This is a genomic window from Burkholderia sp. Bp9031 (assembly GCF_003857965.1).
Classification (GTDB): domain Bacteria; phylum Pseudomonadota; class Gammaproteobacteria; order Burkholderiales; family Burkholderiaceae; genus Burkholderia; species Burkholderia ambifaria_A.
This window is the reverse complement of the sequence record NZ_QTPW01000025.1, coordinates 48369-69845: the sequence shown is the minus strand read 5'-3', so window position 1 is coordinate 69845 and position 21477 is coordinate 48369. Positions and strand designations below refer to the sequence as shown.

The 21477-nt window shown below is 66.0% G+C and carries 19 protein-coding genes; 8 read left to right on the top strand and 11 right to left on the bottom strand.

Annotation, left to right across the window (positions count from 1 at the left end; genetic code table 11):
* Positions 1–38: 38 nt before the first annotated feature.
* Complete coding sequence (locus tag DIE15_RS26715) at positions 39–269, bottom strand: DUF3717 domain-containing protein (protein WP_009691787.1); 231 nt, start codon at positions 267–269, stop codon at positions 39–41.
* Positions 270–391: 122 nt separating this feature from the next.
* Here DIE15_RS26715 and DIE15_RS26710 point away from each other — a divergent pair, with 122 nt between their 5' ends.
* Complete coding sequence (locus tag DIE15_RS26710; RefSeq protein ID WP_006401494.1) at positions 392–1084, top strand: response regulator transcription factor; 693 nt, start codon at positions 392–394, stop codon at positions 1082–1084.
* 128 nt (positions 1085–1212) lie between these two features.
* A complete protein-coding gene (locus tag DIE15_RS26705; RefSeq protein WP_057927974.1) occupies positions 1213–2697 on the top strand; it encodes a sensor histidine kinase in 1485 nt (494 codons plus the stop codon).
* 108 nt (positions 2698–2805) lie between these two features.
* Here the strand turns inward: DIE15_RS26705 and DIE15_RS26700 are convergent, their stop codons facing one another.
* From DIE15_RS26700 to mnmC, 7 genes are all read right to left on the bottom strand, one after another.
* Positions 2806–3297, bottom strand: coding sequence for an SET domain-containing protein (locus DIE15_RS26700; protein ID WP_124834761.1), 492 nt, complete (start codon positions 3295–3297; stop codon positions 2806–2808).
* 180 nt (positions 3298–3477) lie between these two features.
* Positions 3478–4590 carry an NADH:flavin oxidoreductase/NADH oxidase gene (locus DIE15_RS26695; RefSeq protein ID WP_124834760.1) on the bottom strand — a complete coding sequence of 371 codons (1113 nt, stop codon included), beginning with the start codon at positions 4588–4590 and terminating at the stop codon, positions 3478–3480.
* Between the two features lie 207 nt (positions 4591–4797).
* Entirely contained in the window at positions 4798–5508 is a 711-nt protein-coding gene (locus tag DIE15_RS26690) for a glutamine amidotransferase (RefSeq protein ID WP_124834774.1), read from the bottom strand.
* 28 nt (positions 5509–5536) lie between these two features.
* On the bottom strand, positions 5537–6175 hold the full coding sequence (locus DIE15_RS26685) for a MarR family winged helix-turn-helix transcriptional regulator (protein WP_124834759.1): 639 nt from the start codon (positions 6173–6175) through the stop codon (positions 5537–5539).
* A 505-nt stretch (positions 6176–6680) separates the two neighbouring features.
* A complete protein-coding gene (locus DIE15_RS26675) occupies positions 6681–7796 on the bottom strand; it encodes a YbdK family carboxylate-amine ligase (protein ID WP_006490006.1) in 1116 nt (371 codons plus the stop codon).
* A 14-nt stretch (positions 7797–7810) separates the two neighbouring features.
* Positions 7811–9025 (bottom strand): cation:proton antiporter, encoded by a 1215-nt coding sequence (locus DIE15_RS26670; protein ID WP_057927978.1) that lies wholly within the window; start codon positions 9023–9025, stop codon positions 7811–7813.
* Between the two features lie 675 nt (positions 9026–9700).
* Complete coding sequence (mnmC, locus tag DIE15_RS26655) at positions 9701–11662, bottom strand: bifunctional tRNA (5-methylaminomethyl-2-thiouridine)(34)-methyltransferase MnmD/FAD-dependent 5-carboxymethylaminomethyl-2-thiouridine(34) oxidoreductase MnmC (RefSeq protein WP_124834758.1); 1962 nt, start codon at positions 11660–11662, stop codon at positions 9701–9703.
* A 389-nt stretch (positions 11663–12051) separates the two neighbouring features.
* Here mnmC and DIE15_RS26650 point away from each other — a divergent pair, with 389 nt between their 5' ends.
* Entirely contained in the window at positions 12052–12330 is a 279-nt protein-coding gene (locus DIE15_RS26650) for an HU family DNA-binding protein (protein WP_006401505.1), read from the top strand.
* Positions 12331–12464: 134 nt separating this feature from the next.
* Here the strand turns inward: DIE15_RS26650 and DIE15_RS26645 are convergent, their stop codons facing one another.
* Together DIE15_RS26645 and DIE15_RS26640 are read right to left on the bottom strand one after the other, a co-directional pair.
* Positions 12465–13775, bottom strand: a complete 1311-nt coding sequence (locus DIE15_RS26645; protein ID WP_124834757.1) for a GTP-binding protein — start codon at positions 13773–13775, stop codon at positions 12465–12467.
* 173 nt (positions 13776–13948) lie between these two features.
* Complete coding sequence (locus DIE15_RS26640; RefSeq protein WP_057927981.1) at positions 13949–14398, bottom strand: lytic transglycosylase domain-containing protein; 450 nt, start codon at positions 14396–14398, stop codon at positions 13949–13951.
* A gap of 367 nt (positions 14399–14765) precedes the next feature.
* Between DIE15_RS26640 and gspD the strand changes: the two genes are divergently transcribed.
* From gspD to gspF, 3 genes are read left to right on the top strand one after another with little or no spacing between them, the layout of a single operon-like run.
* The gene (gene gspD / locus DIE15_RS26635; protein ID WP_057927982.1) at positions 14766–17096 is read left to right on the top strand and encodes a type II secretion system secretin GspD; all 2331 of its coding nucleotides are present in this window, start codon (positions 14766–14768) and stop codon (positions 17094–17096) included.
* Complete coding sequence (gene gspE / locus DIE15_RS26630) at positions 17093–18592, top strand: type II secretion system ATPase GspE (RefSeq protein ID WP_124834756.1); 1500 nt, start codon at positions 17093–17095, stop codon at positions 18590–18592. Before gspD ends, gspE begins: the two co-directional genes overlap by 4 nt.
* A gap of 4 nt (positions 18593–18596) precedes the next feature.
* Complete coding sequence (gspF, locus tag DIE15_RS26625) at positions 18597–19814, top strand: type II secretion system inner membrane protein GspF (RefSeq protein WP_124834755.1); 1218 nt, start codon at positions 18597–18599, stop codon at positions 19812–19814.
* A 30-nt stretch (positions 19815–19844) separates the two neighbouring features.
* On the opposite strand, the gene DIE15_RS26620 is transcribed toward gspF, so the two are convergent.
* Positions 19845–20255 carry a type II secretion system protein N gene (locus DIE15_RS26620; protein WP_124834754.1) on the bottom strand — a complete coding sequence of 137 codons (411 nt, stop codon included), beginning with the start codon at positions 20253–20255 and terminating at the stop codon, positions 19845–19847.
* Positions 20256–20433: 178 nt separating this feature from the next.
* On the opposite strand from DIE15_RS26620, the gene gspG reads away from it, so the two are divergent.
* Positions 20434–20886 (top strand): type II secretion system major pseudopilin GspG, encoded by a 453-nt coding sequence (gene gspG, locus DIE15_RS26615; RefSeq protein ID WP_057927986.1) that lies wholly within the window; start codon positions 20434–20436, stop codon positions 20884–20886.
* 41 nt (positions 20887–20927) lie between these two features.
* Positions 20928–21476, top strand: a complete 549-nt coding sequence (locus DIE15_RS26610) for a GspH/FimT family pseudopilin (protein ID WP_057927987.1) — start codon at positions 20928–20930, stop codon at positions 21474–21476.
* Position 21477: the final 1 nt, after the last annotated feature.

Below are 21477 nucleotides of genomic sequence, written 5' to 3'. Positions count from 1 at the left end.
TTGATGAACGTTTTCTAGGATGTACTCAGCGAAAGCCTTCAGCTTTCCAAGCCATCCTTAAGGCGCACGTAAGTCTCGTACGCTTTCCGCGCCTTGGGGTCCAAACCTTCCAGTTGCAGCGCGCTTCCGCGCTGTACAATCAGCAGCGCATACGGCTTGGAGAGCGCGCTGGCCTCTTCGCAGAGTTTGAGTTCGTCGCCGCTCGACGGCGAGCGGGCGCGCCAGAAATTGATCGCGGCTTCGAGGTCGTGGATCGAAATATCGGACATGATTGGATTTAATCGTTCGCTGGCCGCCATGCTTGATGTCAGGCGATGCGGCGCCCCTGTGGAAACGGCGTCGTGCTGTCCGCGTGCCTGAACCGCCAACCCATTGTACTTGAGCGAACTTCATGCGACTCCTTCTGATCGAAGACGACCGCCCCATTGCACGCGGTATCCAGAGCAGCCTCGAGCAGGCTGGCTTCACCGTCGACATGGTGCATGACGGCATCTTTGCCGAACAGGCGCTGGCGCAAAACCGCCACGAACTCGTGATCCTCGACCTCGGCCTGCCGGGCATCGACGGGATGACGCTGCTCACGCGTTTCCGCCAGACCAACCGCCACACGCCCGTCATCGTGCTGACCGCGCGCGACGAACTGAACGACCGGATCCAGGGCCTGAACTCCGGCGCCGACGACTACATGCTCAAGCCGTTCGAACCGGCCGAGCTCGAAGCGCGCATTCGCGCGGTGATGCGCCGCAGCGGCCCGCACAGCGACATGCCGCGTCCGGAAGTGTCGCTCGGTGGCGTCCGCCTGTCGGGCGTCGATCGCCGCATCTTCAACGACGACAAGCCGCTGGAACTGTCGCCGCGCGAATTCGCAGTGCTCGAAATGCTGCTGCTGCGTCACGGCCGCGTCGTCAGCAAGGCCCAGCTGCAGGATCACCTCACGCACTTCGGCGGCGATCTCGGCGACACCGCGATCGAAGTCTACGTGCACCGGGTGCGCAAGAAACTCGAGCAGTGCCGTGTCGAGATCGTCACGGTGCGCGGCTTCGGCTACCTGCTGCAGGAAATCCGCCAGACCGCGAGCGTCTGAGCGGCGCCGCGCGCCGGCCGGCTTGCCGCGTGCCGTGCCGCCGGCGTGCTGCCCTGCCCGCGTCGCGCCATCCGACGCACGACCGCGCCGCTCCCCCGTGAGCGGCGCTTATCCATTTGCCCGTCGAAATGTCTTCTGATCCGGCTGTCACCACCAGCCTGCGCCGCTCGCTGCTCAGGCGCCTCGCCGCGCCGCTGTCGATGCTCGCGCTGATGAGCGGCCTGATCGCCTACTGGCTCGCGTGGCAATACACGCAACACGTGATCGACCGCTCGCTCGCCGATCTCGCGACCGCCATCTCCAAACAGATCCAGATCGCCGGCCCCGACGCGCCGTTCACGGTGCCGCCGCTCGCGCAGGCAATGTTCTCCGATCCGGCCGAGGCGCTGATCTACCGGATCAGCGACGGCGAGGAGGAGCTCGCCGGCGATCCGAAACTGCCGCTGCGGGGCATCAACGTGCGCCGCATGCATCACGCTTATGTATTCGAGGCCGAGTACGACAACCGCGCGGTGCGAGTCGCGCAGGTGCGCGTCGACAACGTCGAGGGCGGCCGGCCGATGGTGGTCGAGGTCGCGCAGCCGGTGCGGCACCGCTACCGGATCGCCGCCGAATTCCTCGTCGCGATCATGATGCCGCTGCTGCTGTTGCTGCTCGCGGGCTGGGGCATCGTATGGCGCGTCGTGAACCAGCAGCTCGGCCCGCTCACGCATCTCGCCGATTCGCTGAACCGCCAGACCCACACGTCGCTGGAGCCGGTCGACGAAACCGACGTGCCGCTCGAGATCCGGCCGCTGACGAGCGCGATGAATGCGCTGCTCGGCCGCCTGAAGACCGCGCTCGACGCGCAGCGCAAGTTCATCGCCGATGCGGCGCACCAGTTGCGCACGCCGCTCACGGCCGTGAAGCTGCATGCCGAGCAGGCCGCCGTCGCGCGCGACCCGCAGCAGACCTACGCCGCGGTGCGCGAACTGCGCGCGGCCGCCGACCGAGCGGTGCGGCTGTCGAACCAGCTGCTGTCGCTCGCACGGGCGGAGCCGGGCGAACAGGCCGCGCGTTTCGTCGACGTCGACCTCGCCGCGATGGCGTTCGAGACGGGTGCCGAGTGGGTGCCGCGCGCACTCGCGTCGCATGTCGACCTCGGCTTCCAGCGCAGCGACGATCCCGGTGAAGACGAAACGCTGAACGTTCGCGGCAATCCTGTTCTGCTGCGCGAAGTGATCGCGAACCTGCTCGACAACGCGCTGAAATACGTGCCGCTCGCCCGCCCGGACGGGGCGCGGATCACGGTAAACGTCGCGCGCGGCGCGCTCGAGGACGGCCAGCTGGCCGCCGAGATCGTCGTCGAGGACAACGGCCCCGGCGTGCCGGCCAATCAGCAGGCCGACCTGTTCAAGCGTTTCTTCCGCGGCGATGCGCAAAACGGCAACGGCGTCGAGACGGGTGCCGGGCTCGGGCTTGCCATCGTGCACGACATCATCGCGATGCATGGTGGCACGGTGTCGTATGAGGATGCAGCGGAAGGCGGCTCGCGCTTCGTGGTGCGGGTACCGCTCGCCAAACGCACCGAGAAGCCGGCGAGCGAAACGCCGGCCGCCGCGCCGACGCACTGAGTCGCGCGCGGCGCGCACATCGGAAAGGAGTAAACACCGGCCGCGTGGCACGTTGGCGCGCGGCAGCCGGCCGGTGGAGCAGCCGCGCAGGATGCGCGGCCACTGCGGTCACTTCTTCTTTTTCTTGTCCTTCTTTTTCTTCTTGCCGTCGTCGTCCGGCGTCGCGAGCAGCGTGCCGCGGCACGCAGCGGCGCCGCAATGGCACGCGTATTCGCGCTTGAGCTTCTTCGTCAGCTTCTCGTCGATCACGAGGCCATAGTCGTAGAACAGCTCTTCTTCCGGTCCGATGTCGCGCAGCGCGTGGATGAACACGCGGCCCTTGATCTCCTCGGCCTCGCAGTTCGGCGCGCACGAATGGTTGATCCAGCGCGCGCTGTTGCCGTCGACCTTGCCGTCGATCACGCCGCCCTCTTCCAGTGCGAAGTAGAACGTATGGTTCGGCTCGTTCGGGTCGTGCGGGTGGCGACGCAGCGCTTCCTTCCACGAAATTCGCTCGCCCTTGTATTCCACTACGCGCTCGCCGGCCTTGATCGGCTCCACCGCGAACACGCCCTTGCCGTGTACTCCCGAGCGGCGCACCGCGATCCTGCGTGAACTCATCGAACGAATCCTTGTGAAGACGACTTGAATGGAAGACGGCCGCGGTCACGGCCCTGCGTCGCGCAAAACGAAAACGCGGCACCGGTCGGTGCCGCATCGGGGCATGCGGCGAATCACCCGCATCCTACATGTTCGCGATTGCTTCGTTCAACATCGCACGCAATATCGCGCGCATGACGCTCAACGCTGGCCGAATGCGATGTCGCCGAACAACGCCTTGTGTTCGCGCGGCTGCGAACGCCAGTACTGCGGCGGCGCCGACACCCGCGCGCCGAGCTCGGCGGCCGCATGCCACGGCCAGCGCGGGTCGTACAGCATCGCACGCGCCATCGCGACGAAATCGGCATCGCCAGCCTCGATCAGCCGGTTCGCATGCGCGGGCTCGTTAATGAGGCCGACCGCGATCGTCGGCATCCCGACCGCGCGCTTCACAGCCTGCGCGAACGGCACCTGGTAGCCGGGCGATAGCGGAATCTTCTGCAGCGGCGACACGCCGCCGGACGACACGTCGATCCAGTCGCAGCCGCGTTGCTTCAGTTCGTGCGCGAACGCGATCGTGTCGTCGAGTTCCCAGCCGCCCTCGACCCAGTCGGTCGCCGACACACGCACGCCGACCGGCCGGTCCTCCGGAAACGCCGCGCGCACGATCTCGAAGATCTCGAGCGGAAAGCGCATCCGGTTCTCGCGCGAGCCGCCGTATTCGTCGGTGCGCTGGTTCGCGATCGGCGACAGGAACTGGTGCAGCAGGTAGCCGTGCGCCGCATGCACCTCGATCGCATCGATGCCGAGGCGCGCGGCACGCTTCGCGGCGGCCGCGAACGCTTCGCGGATCCGGTTCAGGCCGGCCGCATCGAGCGCGAGCGGCGGCGTCTCGCCGTCCTTGTGCGGCAACGCCGACGGCGCATGCGGCAGCCAGCCGCCATCGGCGACGGATACGAGCTGACCGCCCTTCCAGGGCACCTCGCTCGATGCCTTGCGCCCCGCATGCGATAGCTGCATCGCGATGCGGACCGGCGAATGCTTACTAATCGACGCCAGCACGGGCTTGAGCGCCGCTTCGGTCACGTCGTCCCACAGGCCGAGGTCGCCGGCCGTGATGCGCCCGTCGGGTTCGACGGCGGTCGCTTCGATGCAGAGCAGGCCCGCGCCGGACAGCGCGAGATGGCCGAGGTGAATCGTGTGCCAGTCGGTCGCCTCGCCGCGCTCGGCCGAGTACTGGCACATCGGGGAGATCACGATCCGGTTCGGAAGGGTCACGCCGCGCAGCGTGAACGGAGAAAACAGCGCAGTCATGGGTGCCGCTCGCCAGGAAAGGGAAAGAGCGGACGAGCGTAGCATGCACGCCCGAAGCCTGCTGGCAGCCGGTCTGGCAGTAAGCGGATGGTCAGGTAGCGCCGGCGTGAAGTCGGCTGCGATGGCGATGCAGCGCGCGCGGCAGGCAGCGGCGCACCAGCCGGCCTTGCCTGCGGACCGGTCACGCGCGGGGCCGCACGCCCGGGATCAAAGCCCGACGCTGTCGAGCCACTCCGCGAACATGCGTCGCGCGGCCGTCTCCAGCACGGGGCCGTGCTGCACGGTGTCCGCACGCAGCCGGCACGCGTCGATGCCGGGCGTCGACGCGATTTCGCCGGCGTTGCCGATCAGCCAGGGTTCGAAGCGGTCGGTGCGGATTTCCGGATGGCATTGCAGCGCCAGCACGTGCTGCCCCCACGCGAACGCCTGGTGGCGACATACCGGTGTCGACGCGAGATGGATCGCGCCGCCCGGCAGGTCGAACGTATCGCCGTGCCAGTGCAGCACCGAGGTCGCCGCACCGTCGAGATGGCGCAGCGGCGACGCGCGGCCCGCGTCGGTGAGCGTCAGCGGCGCCCAGCCGAGCTCCTTCTGTGCGGCCGGATAGACGCGCGCACCGAGCGCGCGGGCGATGAACTGCGCACCCAGGCAGATGCCGAGGATCGGCAGCCCTGCGTCGATGCGCTGGCGCACGAGCGCCGCGAGCGGTGCGATCGACGGATACTGCGCGTCGTCGTACACGCTGAGCGGCCCGCCGAGCACCACGAGCAGCGACGGCTGGAGCGCGTCGAGCACTTCGACGCGCGACGATCCGACGTCGACATAGCGCACCCGCCGCCCGCGCTCCCCGAGCACCTGCTCGAAACTGCCGAGGTCCTCGAAATGCACGTGGCGGATCGCCACCACTTCAGCGTTCATCATCGGCCTCCCGGTCGATCGACGGACGTCAGCCGGCGAACACCTTCCAGGTCTTCTTTTGCGTCGCCGCGTCGGCTTCTTCCTGCACCGAACAGTCGAGACGCAGATCGCTGTCGGCCATCGACAGGTCGAGCGCCGCGCAGTAATGCATGGTCTTCTTCGACTGCTTGCCCGGCTGGAAATGGGCGCACGTCAGGCACATGCGCTGCGGCGGCGTCACACCGGCCACCTGCAGTTCGCGCAGCGTCTTCAGCAGCGCGCGGTACAGCGTGCCCTGCTCGTCCGCGCCGAGTTTGCCGACCGCTTTCGTCAGGAATTCCGGCCATTGCAGCGCCTTCTTCGCCGCGGTACGGCCGCGGGCCGACAGGCGCACGGCGAGCGCACGGCCGTCGTCCAGTGCGCGACGCTTCTCGACGAGCCCCTTCGTTTCGAGCGTGCTGACCGCATCGCTGGTGGTCGCAGCGGTGAGCTGCGTCTCGCGCGCGATCTCGCCGAGCCGCATCGGACCCTTGCGTTGCAGCAGCAACACGAGGATCTCGCCCTGCGTCGGCGTGAGGCCAGCGCCTTCCGCCCAATCCCATGCCTGGCTCCGCATGGCCGTACTCAACCGCAGCAAGCTGTGGGTCACACGTCCCGAAGCCTGATTCCCGTAAACGCCTTCGCTCATAGTCTTTTCGCTTTGCCGCCGCCCGGATTGCCGAGCAGCCGTAGTGTGGAGATCGAATGTCTATCTCAAAACAGACGCTCGTTGAAGAGCGTCGACACGGCCGTCGCGAGGCACACGCGGCGGTCGCGTTCGCGGCGACCGGTGAGACACACGTCGTTCCGGTGTCCGCAAAGCCGACATTCTAAGCGAGAGCGGAAAATCGCACAGCTAAGTTATCCCCTTCATTCTGTGGAAAATCGCTGGATAACCCGATTTTTTCGTTGTGCCGGCAATCTCTGCCGGCCCCACGGCACCACGTGCAAGCATTTTCCTGTTCGGATCGGCCATCGTGGCGGTGGCCCGAGTCCACCGGGTTATCCATCCCGCAGAGCGTTGACTTTGAAGCAGAATATCGGGTTATCCACAGATTTTCAGGACGACTGGCGACGCGCCGCCCGCGAATCGGCGCCGACCGGCGTTCAGCGAATCGCCGCGCGGTCGAGCCTGTAATCTGCAAAACATTTTTTCATTCGCGCCAGCGCAGGCACTGCTGGCGAACCGTCTCGTTCAGCGATTTTTCCTGTTTGAAAACGGTTCTCAACCACGATGCGTCATTCACGCGCGCCTTCGCAAGCGCGCCGATCTCGTCGAGCGCCGCGCGCGAGCCGAGCGCGGCCGCATGCGGCGCGATCCGGTCGAGCGTGTCGAGGATGTCTTCCGCGATCGTGCGGCGCTCACCTGTCTGAGGATTGACGCAGGTGCCCTCGAGCCCGAAGCGGCACGCTTCGAAACGGTTGAATGTGTAGACGAGATAGTCGTCCTCCGACAGCTTCAGCGGCCGGTCGGTCAGCAGGTAGCGCGCGAGCGTCTGGATGTAGCACGCGATCGCGGCCGCGCGGTCGACCGACAGCGGCGTGTCCATCACCCGCACCTCGATCGTCCCGTAGCCGGGCTTCGGCCGGATGTCCCAGTAGAAGTCCTTCATCGAGTTGACGACGCCCGTGTTGACCATCTTCGTGAAGTACTCCTCGAAGCTGTCCCAGGTCAGCACGAACGGCGCGCGGCCCGACAGCGGGAACGCGAATACCGAATTCAGGCGCGCCGAATGGAAGCCGGTGTCGACGTTCTGCACGAACGGCGACGACGCGGATAGCGCGATGAAGTGCGGAATGAAGCGCGACATCGAGTGCAGCAGGAACAGCGCGCTGTCCGGATCGGGACAGCCGATGTGCACGTGCTGGCCGAACACGGTGAACTGCTTGGCGAGATAGCCGTACAGCTCGGAGATGTACTGGAAGCGCGGCGCGTCGTAGATCTGCCGGTCGCTCCACTGCTGGAACGCGTGCGTGCCGCCGCCGGCCAGCCCGACATTGAGCTGGTCGGCCGCCTTCACGAGCACGTCGCGGATCGCATGCAGCTCGGAGACTGCCTGCTCGTGCGAGTGGCAGATGCCGGTCGACAGCTCGATCATGCTCTCGGTGATTTCCGGCGTGATGTTGCCAGGGAAGGTCTCCCCCTGGATCAGCCGCATCAGGTCGGATGCCGCCTTGGTCAGGTCGTAGTTGTGCGTGTTGACGACCTGGATCTCCAGTTCGACGCCGAACGTGAACGGCTCGGAATTGACGAAGGTTTCGAGTGCCATGGCAGGTTCCGGAATCAGTTTCTGTCGCTGCGCTCGCTGACCGCCGACAGGCAGCGGTACACGACGAACGGGCTGATGAGCTGCAGGATCACGATCGTGCACATCACGATCGCGCGCAGGTGCGGGTCGAAATTCGGATAGAGCTGGTAGGTGTCGTCGACGAGCAGATACGACAGCGCGGACATCGGTGTCAGCGCAATGCCAAGCGCGACGCCCTGCTTCATCCCGAGCCCGCTCGGCTTCGCGAACACGACGACGCCGGCCAGCTTCGCGACGAGTCGCGTGACGATCAGCGCGATCGCAAGCAGGCCGCCGAGCGCGATGTCGCCCCACGTGAACGACGTGAGCGTCAGCACGAACAGGATCACCGTCAGCAGCCAGCCGGCCGTGCCGAAATGCTCCGGCCACAGCTGCGGACGCGCCTCGAGGTTCTTCACGATGATGCCGGCGAGCAGCAGCGTGAGCAGCGTCGACAGCTTCAGCGCCTGCGCGACCGCGATCGCGAGCATCACGAGCCCGAACAGCGCGACGAACGAATGCTCGTCGCGCATCGTCGCGGTCATGTGGCGGAACAGGTAATTGCACGCACGCGCGACCAGATACGCGACGATGAACGAACCGGCGATCAGGTAGACGGGTTGCAGGATCGTCGCGAAAACGTTCCCGTATGCTTCCTGGTGGAGCCAGCTCGTCACGAGCTTGGTCAGCACGATCGCGTACACGCTGTTCAGCGCGGTCAGCGTGATGAGTCGCTGCGACACCTGCCCTTCCGCGCGCAGTTCGGTCTTGAGCTGGATCACCATCGACGGCGACGTCGCGATCGCGATCGCGGACAGCACGAGCGCGACCATGCCCGACACGCCGAGCGCGAGCATCACGAACAGCACGAGCACGAACGTCAGCGTCGCTTCCCCGAGGCTCGATGCAATGAGCCACGGATTGCGGCGTATCCATTTCAGGTCGAGACGGCTGCCGAGCTCGAACAGCAACAGGCCGAGCGCGACGTCGATCAGGAGCCGCGAGGTTTCGTCGGTGCTTGCGTCGATCACGCCGAATCCGAACGATCCGGCAATCAGGCCGATCACCGCGTAGCCGGTGATGCGCGGCAACCGCCATGCGCGATAGCACAACTCGCCGCACAGGCCCGCCGCGAACAACGCGAGCCCGGCCCAGAACACGGCATCTGGCGCGAGCGGCCAGTTGGGCAGGAATGAGAACGCCGACTTCATCGTGGTGACTTCTCCTTTGGAAGCAATCGCCAGCGGCGCGGGGTCAAGCGTCAGAAATGAGATGCGCGCCGGCTGGGTATCGCCCCGAGTGTGATAGTTGTGGTCGACGACGGCGGGACATGGGATCCGCCTCTTTCCGCCATCCGGCGGAACTGTCGTTCAGGCTGCCGATCTGGATTGTCGGCCTGGTGTGTGAACGGACTGCGCAGTCTCGAAGATTCAGATTCGAAATCGTGCCGACCGTTCCATTGAAGCATGTCCGGCGCTTGGCCGAACGAACGCGAAGGAAACCGATTGTGCCACAGCTTTTTCGCTCTGGAACCGATTGAATCGACTCGCGTCGCTGTGAGGCCCCGCAGGTCTTTGGTTTCAAAGGTTTACTTGTATATATACATAGTAGAAGTTAACAAAGCACGCACAGTTCTGTGGATAACCTCGGTTTACGCAACAAGATCAAGGTGTTGGCGCCGCCATAACCGGTTGAACAGGCTGTTTGCTCACAGGGGTTCGAGTTGAGCAACTTTCGGGCCGTTTCACAGCTGTGCGGAGTTGCCCAGTTTACGTCCACTGTGATTGCACACGAAGTGCGTGCGGATTTCGCGCGGTTATCCACAGCACCGCGTGGATAACCTTGCACAGAAAAATCAAGGAACTGTGCGATTTCGGCTGACGAGATCAGCCGATCTGGCGGCCGCGCAGTGCGCGGATCAGGAACCGGGCCGGGTCGACGGCATCGGCGAGTTCGCGCTCGAGCGGCAGCGGCTCGCCTTCGAGTTGCGACGCGATCAGTTCCGCGCCGAGCGCCGCCCACACGAGGCCGCGGGAGCCATAGCCGAATGCCCCATAGAGGCCTGCGGTACGGGGCAGGTCGCGCGCTTTCGCGCCGCTCAGTGCGCGTGCATTCGCGAGGGTCTGCGCTTCGTCGGCGAGCGGGCCAATCACCGGTACGCGATCGGCGACGACCCAACGAAACGCGACACGCCCGCGCAGCGTATCGACGTCCGGAAGTTCGCCGATCAGGCCGGGCAGCAGATGCCGGACGCGCTCGATATTCTCGATATGTCCGGCGGTGCGCATCGCCGGATCGACGTCGTCGGGTTCGAACGTCGCGCCGATCAGCAGCGTGCCGTCGTCGAGCGGCACCGCATAGCCATCGCCGATCGCGGGGCACGGCAGCGACGCCGTGCTGCCGGCCGGCAGCAGCGTGAGCTGGCCGCGCACCGGTTGCAGCGCGACATGCCGCAGCGCCGCGAGACGCACCGCATCACCCGCGTTCGCGAGCACGACGACCGGTGCTTCGGCGAGTGTCGCGCCTGCCGAATCGACGGCGCGCCACGTGTCGCCATCACGCTCGAGTCGCGCGACTTCGGTGCCGGGCAGCAGTTTCACGCGCTCGCCGGCTGCCGCCAATTGTGCTGCGCATACCCCGGCCGGCCATACGGCACCGCCGTGCGGAAACAGCAGGCCGCCGTGTGCGACCGGCAGGTTCAGATGCGCGCGGGCCGCATCGGTGTCGAGCAGCGACACGTAGTCGGACGGTGCGCCGAGCGCGTCGAACGCATCGCGCATCCGCGCGAAATCATCAGCCGATTCCGCGAGATGGATCATCCCGCGCGTGCTGCGCGCGAACGCATGGCCGGCATTTTCGAGCGCACGCCAGCGTGCGAGCGCATGCAGGAAACCGCCGCGCGTGAGACGGCTCGCGACGTTGTCGTCGCGCGTCATCAGCGGATGGAATACACCAGCCGGATTGCCCGATGCCTCGCTCGCGATCCGCTCGTGCCGCTCGATCAGCGTGACGTTCCAGCCGCGAGCGGCGAGCCGTTCGACCACCGCGCAGCCTGCCAGGCCCGCACCGATCACGATCGCTTCGCGTGCGGCAACCGGCAATGCGCGCGGCGGTTCGTGTCGGCGCATCCGCCAGCGCGGTGCATATTCGCCGGCGAGCATCGCGTACTTGCCGGCCAGTCCCGCACTCTCTCGATAGGTGAAACCCGTTTCGTCGAGCGCTTTTTTCACCACGTCCGCGCTCGAATCCGCGGCGAAGGTCGCGTCTTCGGCGGCCACGCGTGCGAGTGCGCGAAGCAGATCGGCCGACCATAGATCCGGGCTTTTCGCAGGCGCGAAACCGTCGAGATAGAACGCATCGGCGCGTGCGACCAGCTTCGGCAGCATCTCGCTCGCGTCGCCCAGCGCGAGCGTCAGCACGACTCGGCCAGCGTCGAATTCGAGGCGATGAAAACCCGGAACGAGCATCGGCCATGCATCGGCAAGCATCTCCGCCTCTGCCGATATGGTTGTGTTGGCAACGATATGGGAAAGCACCCGGCGCAGGTCGTCGCGCGAAAACGGATGCTTCTCGAACGACACGAAATGCAGCCGCTCGCAGCGCGCGGGATCGTCGCGCCAGGCGGCCCAGGTCGCGAGGAAGTTGGCGCCCGCGCCGAACCCCATCTCGACGATCGTGAACGTGCGGCGGCCCTGCCAGCGCGCCGGCAGCCCGTTGCCCGAGATGAACACGTCGCTCGCCTGCGCGAGCGCGCCCGCGACGTTGTGATAGATGTCGCCGTACTCGGGCGAGATGAGGGCGCCGTCGTCGCGAAACGCGAGCGTGGTGGGTACGAGTCGGTCTGGCATGCGAAACAAAAAACGTGGCAGCCAAGCCTGGAAAGGGATTGCGCGGAGGTGTCCGGCGGGTCGTTGGCAAAAACCAACGGCGCGGCGCACGGCTGGACCCGGCTGCATATCCTGTCCGGTTGGCGCAGGTCAAAAAACGGGCAATCGACGATTCATTCGGCGAAATACCGATGAAAATCTTTGAAACCCTTGTCGTTATTGGGTTTGCGCTGCGCTATCATAGCAACGCCGTACCGCGGGGTGGCCGCCGGCAAGCCGGACGGCACGTCGCGCGGGCCAGGATTCGGCGCTGTGCTGTCGGAGTCTGACTCTCGACGGCACGGTTCGCGCACGTATAATCGGCGCGTTCGCGCTGTTCGTGTCAAACCTAACCTGAAAAAGGAACCTTAATGAACAAACAGGAACTGATCGACGCCGTCGCCGCCCAAACGGGCGCCAGCAAGGCTCAAACCGGCGAAACGCTGGACACGCTGCTCGAAGTCATCAAGAAGGCCGTGTCGAAGGGTGATGCGGTTCAGCTGATCGGCTTCGGCAGCTTCGGTTCGGGCAAGCGCGCAGCACGTACGGGCCGCAACCCGAAGACGGGCGAAACCATCAAGATCCCGGCAGCCAAGACGGTCAAGTTCACGGCTGGCAAGGCGTTCAAGGACGCCGTCAACAAGCGTTAATTCAGCGCCTGTTCCAGGAAAAAACCCGCCGTTCGGCGGGTTTTTTGTTGGGTGCGCGCAGCATTTTCGCCACAGTCCGCCCCACTCTTGCAAGATTTAACGGTTACTTCTCGCGTGTCGCTTTTTACCGCGTATTACGCGTGCACGATCTGCGCGTCGGGATCCTCGTCGTCGTGCTCATCGATATCCCACGTCGGGAACGGATCGTCGAACGCAGTCCATTGCGTCGCACCGAGCGCGAATTCCGCATCGGTGAGCAGGCATGCGTCGAGCTTCGCGCGCCATGCGCCGGCATCGAGCCCGATGCCGATCAGCACGAGTTCCTGACGGCGATCGCCAACCGAGCGGTCGTCGAGATCGCCCTGCCACTCCGTGCGAATTTCAGCGAGCAGCTCGTCGTCGTCCGGCCATTCCGCGCGATCCTGCGCGGCCCACCAGAGACCCGCCGGGCCATGCCGGCACACACCGCCCGCCTGCGACAGCGAACCGGCGATGTCGTTGCGCGTCGCAAGCCAGAAGAAGCCCTTGCTGCGCAGCACGCCCGGCCACTCCTGATGCAGCAGCGTCCAGAGCCGTGCCGGATGAAACGGCCGGCGCGCGCGGTAAACGAAATTGCCGATGCCGAATTCGTCCGCTTCGCCATGCACATGCGCATGATGCGGATCGTGGCACTCGGGATCGTCGCAATGCGTGTGATCGTGATCGAGTGACGCGAGCCAGCCCGGTGCGTTCGCGGCTTCGTCGAAATCGAAGCGGCCGGTGTTCAGCACTTCGTCGAGCGGCACGTTGCCGAACGTCGACACGACCTGGTGCGCACGCGGGTTGAGTCGCGCGAGGATGTGCTGCAGGCGCGCGAGTTCGTCCGCGCCGACGAGGTCGGCCTTGTTGATCACCAGCACGTCGCAGAATTCGATCTGCTCGATCAGCAGTTCGACGAGCGTGCGATCGTCTTCGTCCGATGCGGCGATGCCGCGCGTCGCGAGCGCGTCGTCGGAACCGTAGTCGCGCAGGAAATTGTAGGCGTCGACCACGGTGACGAGTGTGTCGAGCCGCGCGACGTTCGACAGCGATTCACCATCGTCGTCGACGAAGGTGAAGGTTTCGGCGATCGGCATCGGCTCCGCGATGCCGGTCGATTCGATCACGATCGCGTCGAAGCGACCGTCCGCCGCGAGCGTGCGGATCTCGACGAGCAGGTCGTCGCGCAACGTGCAGCAGATGCAGCCGTTCGACATCTCGACGAGGCGTTCTTCGACGTGCGACAGCGCCTGCGCATCGCGCACGAGCGACGCGTCGATGTTGACCGCCGCGAGATCGTTGACGATCACGGCGACTTTCAGGCCCGCGCGGTTCGCGAGGATGTGATTGAGCAGCGTGGTCTTGCCGGCGCCGAGGAAACCGGACAGCACGGTAACGGGCAACGGCTGGGTCATTGCCGGATTCATAACGATTTGCACCAACGGAAAAGATGAAAAAGCGGCCGCGGCGCCCTGACGGGGCGCGATCGGCTCGGAGCCGGTCGCCCGAAGCCGGTCGAAACCGCAGCGTGAGATCCGCATTGTGCATCAAACGCGCGCCGGCCGAGCGGCACGACATCAGCCCGTGCTGCCGCGCGGCGTCACTGTACGGGCGGCAAAAGCTTCCACTGCGCGAGGATTCCGGCGATCTGTCGCGCGTACTTGTCGCGCAGCGACGGTGTTTCGGAATGATAGGCACCGACCGCCTGCCATGTGTTGCCGTAGCGATTCATCTTCTGGCGCAGGTGCCACGCGGCGATGTAGACGCTCTTGCACGGCTCCATCAGCGTGTCGCGGCCGATGCCGTAGCGCGACAGCGCCGACAGGTGGATCGAATTGATCTGCATCAGGCCGTAGTCGACCGAGCCGTTCGTATTCTTGTTCAGCGCGTCGGGCCGGTTGCGCGATTCCTGCCACGCGATCGCACGCAGGATCAACGGATTGACTTTCTGGTACCGGGCGGCCTCGTCGAAACAGTCCGCGCGAGCGTTTCCGCAGGCGAACCACACGCCGGCGGCGATCAACGCGATCGAAGCGAACCGTCTGTTCATGGGGCGGAAACGAAAAGGAAATGACGCAAAAAGTCGGGAAAACCCGTGTCTGTTGTACGTACGACTGGAAACGCGCCGCCCGTATCATACAGACAGTCCGTCCCGTGCCGACAGGCGAAAGACGCAGCCCGTTTATACCGCATTTCCGTGTCGATTCGTCGCAAAACGACGGTGCTGGCCGAAATGCCGAGGCGGCGCAGAAAACTTACAGATTGCATACGCCATGCCGAATACATGTCGTATGTGAGACAGTCCTCGGATCAATGTGATATTTCGGACATGAAAAACTGCTAATGTCGCCTCTTTAGGACTTGGATCCCAGCACTACCGCCGGAAGTGGCCTGAGCCGGCATCGACCCATTTATCCATGACAAGAAATCGCTTCGTTATGCGGCGCATCGCCACGACCCTGATGGTCGCCGGCATCATCGTCTCGCAGGCCGCCTACGCTCAGGTCACGCTCAATTTCGTGAATGCGGATATCGACCAGGTCGCCAAGGCGATCGGCGCCGCAACCGGCAAGACCATCATCGTCGACCCCCGCGTGAAGGGGCAGCTCAATCTCGTGGCCGAACGGCCGGTGCCGGAAGAGCAGGCACTCAAGACGCTGCAATCGGCGCTGCGCATGCAGGGCTTCGCGCTCGTGCAGGATCACGGGGTGCTGAAGGTCGTGCCCGAGGCCGATGCGAAGCTGCAGGGCGTGCCGACCTATGTCGGCAATGCGCCGCAGGCGCGCGGCGACCAGGTGATCACGCAGGTGTTCGAGCTGCACAACGAATCGGCAAACAACCTGCTGCCGGTTCTGCGGCCGCTGATCTCGCCGAACAACACGGTCGCCGCGTACCCCGCGAACAATACGATCGTCGTCACCGATTATGCGGACAACGTGCGCCGCATCGCGCGGATCATCGCGGGTATCGACAGCGCCGCGGGCACGCAGGTTCAGGTCGTGCCGCTGCGCAACGCGAACGCGATCGACCTTGCCGCGCAGATGCAGAAGATGCTCGACCCGGGCGCGATCGGCAACAGCGATGCGACGCTGAAGGTGTCGGTCACGGCCGATCCGCGCACCAACTCGCTGATGCTGCGCGCATCGAACGGCGCGCGCCTTGCCGCCGCGAAGCGCCTCGCGCAGCAGCTCGACGCACCGAGTGCGGTGCCTGGCAACATGCACGTCGTGCCGCTGCGCAACGCCGATGCGGTGAAGCTCGCGAAGACGCTGCGCGGGATGCTCGGCAAGGGCGGCAACGACAGCGGCTCGTCCGCGTCGTCCAACGATGCGAACAGCTTCAACCAGAACGGCGGCTCGTCGTCGAGCGGCAACTTCTCGACCGGCACGTCCGGCACCCCGCCGCTGCCGTCCGGCGGCCTCGGCGGCTCGTCTTCGTCGTCGTCCTACGGCAGCGGTGCGTCGGGTAGCGGCGGCATCGGCAGCGGCGGCCTGCTCGGCGGCGACAAGGAAAAGAACGACGACAACCAGCCGGGCGGGATGATCCAGGCCGACGCGGCAACCAACTCGCTGATCATCACCGCGTCGGACCCGGTCTACCGGAACCTGCGCTCGGTGATCGACCAGCTCGACGCGCGCCGTGCGCAGGTCTATATCGAAGCGCTGATCGTCGAGCTGAACTCGACGACGCAGGGCAACCTCGGCATCCAGTGGCAGGTCGCGAGCGGCCAGTTCCTCGGCGGCACGAACCTGGCGGCAGCGGCCGGCAACGTGGCGGGCAACAGCATCATCAACCTGACCACGGGCGGCACGGCGGCCACCACCGGACTGGCCGCCAATCTCGCCAACCTGAACCAGGGCCTCAACATCGGCTGGCTGCACAACATGTTCGGCGTGCAGGGGCTCGGCGCACTGCTGCAGTATTTCGCGGGCGTGAGCGACGCGAACGTGCTGTCGACGCCGAACCTGATCACGCTCGACAACGAGGAAGCGAAGATCGTCGTCGGCCAGAACGTGCCGATTGCGACCGGTTCGTATTCGAACCTGACGAGCGGTACGACGAGCAACGCGTTCAATACGTACGACCGTCGCGACGTCGGCCTGACGCTGCACGTGAAGCCGCAGATCACCGACGGCGGGATCCTGAAGCTGCAGCTCTACACTGAGGATTCGGCGGTCGTCAGCGGCACCACCAACGCGCAGACCGGCCCGACCTTCACGAAGCGTTCGATCCAGTCGACGATCCTTGCGGACAACGGCGAGATCATCGTGCTCGGCGGCTTGATGCAGGACAACTACCAGGTATCGAACAGCAAGGTGCCGCTGCTCGGCGACATTCCGTGGATCGGCCAGTTGTTCCGCTCGGAATCGAAGCAACGGCAGAAGACCAACCTGATGGTGTTCCTGCGCCCGGTGATCATCTCCGACCGCAGCACCGCTCAGGAAGTCACGGCGAACCGTTACGACTACATCCAGGGCGTGACGGGCGCGTACAAGTCGGACAACAACGTGATCCGCGACAAGGACGATCCGGTCGTCCCGCCGATGCCGATCGGTCCGAGCCAGGGCGGCACGGCCGCGGGCAACCTGTTCGATCTCGACAAGATGCGTCGCCAGCAGGTGCAGCGCCAGGTGGCGCCGGTGCCGGCCCAGCCGTTGCCGGAGGCGACGCCCGCGCAGCCGCAAAGCGTGCCGCAGCAGTCGATGCCGCAACAACCGCTGACCGCCACGCCGGGAGCCTCGCAGTGAGCGACGTGCTCGCGTCCTCGCCCCAAGACGGCGAGCCGGGCGACCGGCAGCCGCCGTCGCCGCTCGCCGCGCGTCTGTTGCCGTACGGCTTCGCGAAGAGCGGCCAGGTGCTGATCGCGCACCAGCTCGACGACACGCTCGAGGTGTGGATCAGCGAACGCACGAACGATGCGGCGCTCGCCGAAATCGCACGCAACTTCGGCTCGATCTCCGTGCACCGCGTGCCGGCCGACGAGCTCGCGCAGGCGATCAACCAGGCCTACGCGCGCCAGGACGGCAGCGCGGCGCAGATCGTCGGCGAGGTCGAAGGCGAAGTCGACCTGTCGCGGCTGATGCAGGACATCCCCGAAGTCGAGGATCTGCTCGAGTCGGAAGACGACGCGCCGATCATCCGGATGATCAACGCGCTGCTCACGCAAGCGGCGCGCGAACAGGCGTCGGACATTCACATCGAGCCGTTCGAGAATGCGTCGGTCGTGCGGTTTCGCGTCGACGGCACGCTGCGCGACGTCGTGCGTCCGAAGAAGGCGCTGCACGGCGCGCTGATCTCGCGGATCAAGATCATGGCGCAACTCGACATCGCCGAGAAACGCCTGCCGCAGGACGGCCGCATCACGCTGCGCGTCGGCGGCCGGCCGGTCGACGTGCGCGTGTCGACGCTGCCGACCGGGCACGGCGAGCGCGCGGTGCTGCGTCTGCTGGAAAAGGATGCGCAGCGCCTGAACCTCGAAGCGCTCGGGATGGGCCGCGACACGCTCGTCCAGTTCGACAAGCTGATCGGCCGCCCGCACGGGATCGTGCTGGTGACGGGCCCGACCGGCTCGGGCAAGACGACGACGCTGTACGCGTCGATGTCGCGGCTCGAAACGGCGACGACCAACATCATGACCGTCGAGGATCCGATCGAATACGACCTGTCCGGCATCGGCCAGACGCAGGTGAACGAGCGGATCGGGATGACCTTTGCCCGTGCGCTGCGTTCGATCCTGCGCCAGGACCCGGACGTGATCATGATCGGCGAAATCCGCGACCTCGAAACTGCGCAGATCGCGGTGCAGGCATCGCTGACGGGCCACCTCGTGCTCGCGACGCTGCACACCAACGATGCGGCATCGGCCGTCACGCGCCTGACCGACATGGGCGTCGAGCCGTACCTGCTCGCGTCGTCGCTGCTCGGCGTGCTCGCGCAGCGCCTGGTGCGCCAGCTCTGCCCGGTCTGCAAGGAAGAGCGGCAAGAGGAAGGCCGCACCGTGTGGCATCCGGTCGGCTGCGCCAAGTGCGGGCATTCGGGCTATGCGGGCCGGCGTGGCGTGTATGAGTTGCTGGTGATCGACGACTCGATCCGCACGCTGATCCATCGCAACGCGGCCGATGCGGAGATTCTCGCCGCGGGCCGCGCGGAAGGGATGCGCACGCTGCGCGACGACGCCGAGCGCTGGCTCGCGGCCGGCGCGACGTCGCTCGAGGAAGTGCTGCGCGTGACGGGAGGCGCATAGCGCGATGCCGGCATTCCGTTTCGAAGCAATCGATTCGGCGGGGCACGCGCAGAAAGGCGTGATCGATGCCGACAGCGCGCGCGGCGCACGCAGCCAGCTGCGCACGCAGGGGCTCACGCCGCTGGTGGTCGAACCGGCCGCCAGCGCGACCCGCGGCGCGCGTTCGCAGCGCCTCGCATTCGGCCGCAAGCTGTCGCAGCGCGAGCAGGCGATCCTCACGCGCCAGCTCGCGAGCCTCCTGATCGCGGGGCTGCCGCTGGACGAGGCGCTCGGCGTGCTCACCGAGCAGGCCGAGCGCGACTACATCCGCGAGCTGATGGCCGCGATCCGCGCCGAGGTGCTCGGCGGCCATTCGCTCGCGAATGCGCTGGGCCAGCATCCGCGCGACTTCCCGGAAATCTACCGCGCGCTCGTCGCGGCGGGCGAGCACACCGGCAAGCTCGGCATCGTGCTGTCGCGTCTGGCCGACTACATCGAACAGAGCAACGCGCTGAAGCAGAAGATCCTGCTCGCGTTCACGTATCCAGGGATCGTCACGCTGATCGCGTTCGGCATCGTCACGTTCCTGCTGAGCTACGTCGTGCCGCAGGTCGTCAACGTGTTCGCGAGCACCAAGCAGCAGTTGCCGCTGCTGACGATCGTGATGATGGCGCTGTCGGATTTCGTGCGGCACTGGTGGTGGGCGATCCTGATCGCGGTCCCGCTCGTCGTGTGGTTCGTGAAGGCGACGCTGTCGCGCGACGGGCCGCGGCTCGCGTTCGACCGCTGGGTGCTGACCGCGCCGCTCGCGGGCAAGCTCGTGCGCGGCTACAACACGGTGCGCTTCGCGAGCACGCTCGGGATCCTGACCGCGGCCGGCGTGCCGATCCTGCGCGCGTTGCAGGCGGCCGGCGAGACGCTGTCGAACCGCGCGATGCGCGCGAACATCGACGATGCGATCGTGCGCGTGCGCGAAGGCTCCGCGCTGTCGCGCGCGCTGAACAACGTGAAGACGTTTCCGCCGGTGCTCGTGCACCTGATCCGTTCCGGCGAAGCGACGGGCGACGTGACGACGATGCTCGACCGCGCGGCGGAAGGCGAGGCGCGCGAGCTCGAGCGGCGCACGATGTTCCTGACGAGCCTGCTCGAGCCGCTCCTGATCCTGGCGATGGGCGGCATCGTGCTCGTGATCGTGCTGGCCGTGATGCTGCCGATCATCGAGCTGAACAATATGGTGCAGTGACAGCCTGACCGGCGGTCAGGCCGCCATCGTTCAACGCACGTAGATCGCGGGGGACGGTGTGTTGGCGGGGAGCTGGATTTCGGCGCGGGCGCCGTTGCGGTCGACGATGATCGAGCGGCTGCGGACTTCGGCGAGCTTCGCGCCGGGCGTGACCTCGGCGCCGAGCGACACGGCACGCGGCGGTTCGCCGCCGATGCCGACGATCGCGGCGCCGCCATGATCGAGCGCGAGAATGCCGAACAGGTGGATGTCCTGCACGGGATTCTTGTCGAGCTGACCGCCGAAGAGCGTGGCGGCGTCCTCGGTGCGGATCGGCAGCCGCGCGGCGGCGGCGGGCAGCGGCGCTTCGCGGGCCGACAGCGTGACGACCCAGTAGGTGGCCGTCGCGCACAAACCCGCGAAGAGGGCTAGGGAGAGGATCCGGATCGAGAGCGCGTTCATGCGCGCTATTGTACGGATCTATGTGAAATTTGCGTTGGGTGAAAGCCCTCGGCGATGCGCGCCTTACAATGCGTGCTCCGCGCCCGGGGGAAACGGAAGCTTGCCGTCAGGCAAACGTCCGCAATGCGCCGGGTGCGTCACTCAATCGACGATATTTTTTGGAAAGAGGTAGTCAGTCATGCAAACGTGGATCACTCGCCGTAATGCGGCCGTGCGCCGTCAGCGCGGTTTCACGCTGATCGAGATCATGGTGGTGGTCGCGATCCTCGGGATCCTGGCGGCACTGATCGTGCCGAAGATCATGAGCCGTCCCGACGAAGCGCGCCGTATCGCCGCGAAGCAGGACATCGGCACGATCATGCAGGCGCTCAAGCTGTACCGTCTCGACAACGGCCGCTATCCGACCCAGGAACAGGGTCTGAACGCGCTGACCCAGAAGCCGTCCACCGATCCGATCCCGAACAACTGGAAGGACGGCGGCTATCTCGAGCGCCTGCCGAACGATCCGTGGGGCAACGGGTACAAGTACCTGAACCCGGGCGTGCACGGCGAGATCGACGTGTTCAGCTACGGCGCCGACGGCAAGGAAGGCGGCGAGAGCAACGATTCCGACATCGGCTCGTGGCAGTAAGCCCGCGCTGACCGATCCGACGTTCGTCCCGTTCTTCATTCATGCCTGCCCTTCGCACGCCCTTGCGCTCCGCTCGCGCTCGCCGCGATGCCCGCGACAGCCGTGTGCGTCGCGGCGTGCCCGTGAGCGCGGCGCACGCGCGTGCACGCGGCTTCACGCTGCTCGAGATGCTGGTCGTGCTCGTGATCGCGGGCCTGCTGGTGTCGCTCGCGTCGCTGTCGCTGACGCGCAACCCGCGCACCGACCTGCGCGAGGAAGCGCAGCGCATCGCGTTGCTGTTCGAGACGGCCGGCGACGAAGCGCAGGTGCGCGCCCGCCCGATCGCATGGCAGCCGACCGCGCACGGCTTCCGTTTCGACGTGAGCTCGCCCGATGGCTGGCGCACGCTGCGCGACGACCTGCTGCGCCCGCGCGACTGGGACGGCGGCGTCACGGGCGCCGACATCGACTATCCGGGGTCGGACACGCGCGCGAGCCGCGTCGTGTTCGGCACCGAAAGCATCGACACGCCGGTGCGCGTGACGCTGCATTCGGCGGTCGGCAGCGCGACGATCGTCGGCACCGGCAACGGCCGCTACGAGGTGCAATGAC

Coding starts and splice junctions, on each gene's coding strand:
- DIE15_RS26645 (WP_124834757.1), bottom strand. CDS start 13,775: ATGAATCCGGCAATGACCCAGCCGTTGCCCGTTACCGTGCTGTCCGGT.
- gspF (WP_124834755.1), top strand. CDS start 18,597: ATGCCGGCATTCCGTTTCGAAGCAATCGATTCGGCGGGGCACGCGCAG.
- gspG (WP_057927986.1), top strand. CDS start 20,434: ATGCAAACGTGGATCACTCGCCGTAATGCGGCCGTGCGCCGTCAGCGC.
- DIE15_RS26670 (WP_057927978.1), bottom strand. CDS start 9,025: ATGAAGTCGGCGTTCTCATTCCTGCCCAACTGGCCGCTCGCGCCAGAT.
- DIE15_RS26715 (WP_009691787.1), bottom strand. CDS start 269: ATGTCCGATATTTCGATCCACGACCTCGAAGCCGCGATCAATTTCTGG.
- gspD (WP_057927982.1), top strand. CDS start 14,766: ATGACAAGAAATCGCTTCGTTATGCGGCGCATCGCCACGACCCTGATG.
- DIE15_RS26620 (WP_124834754.1), bottom strand. CDS start 20,255: ATGAACGCGCTCTCGATCCGGATCCTCTCCCTAGCCCTCTTCGCGGGT.
- DIE15_RS26695 (WP_124834760.1), bottom strand. CDS start 4,590: ATGACTGCGCTGTTTTCTCCGTTCACGCTGCGCGGCGTGACCCTTCCG.
- DIE15_RS26705 (WP_057927974.1), top strand. CDS start 1,213: ATGTCTTCTGATCCGGCTGTCACCACCAGCCTGCGCCGCTCGCTGCTC.
- DIE15_RS26690 (WP_124834774.1), bottom strand. CDS start 5,508: ATGAACGCTGAAGTGGTGGCGATCCGCCACGTGCATTTCGAGGACCTC.
- DIE15_RS26675 (WP_006490006.1), bottom strand. CDS start 7,796: ATGGCACTCGAAACCTTCGTCAATTCCGAGCCGTTCACGTTCGGCGTC.
- DIE15_RS26700 (WP_124834761.1), bottom strand. CDS start 3,297: ATGAGTTCACGCAGGATCGCGGTGCGCCGCTCGGGAGTACACGGCAAG.
- DIE15_RS26640 (WP_057927981.1), bottom strand. CDS start 14,398: ATGAACAGACGGTTCGCTTCGATCGCGTTGATCGCCGCCGGCGTGTGG.
- DIE15_RS26710 (WP_006401494.1), top strand. CDS start 392: ATGCGACTCCTTCTGATCGAAGACGACCGCCCCATTGCACGCGGTATC.
- DIE15_RS26610 (WP_057927987.1), top strand. CDS start 20,928: ATGCCTGCCCTTCGCACGCCCTTGCGCTCCGCTCGCGCTCGCCGCGAT.
- DIE15_RS26685 (WP_124834759.1), bottom strand. CDS start 6,175: ATGAGCGAAGGCGTTTACGGGAATCAGGCTTCGGGACGTGTGACCCAC.
- DIE15_RS26650 (WP_006401505.1), top strand. CDS start 12,052: ATGAACAAACAGGAACTGATCGACGCCGTCGCCGCCCAAACGGGCGCC.
- mnmC (WP_124834758.1), bottom strand. CDS start 11,662: ATGCCAGACCGACTCGTACCCACCACGCTCGCGTTTCGCGACGACGGC.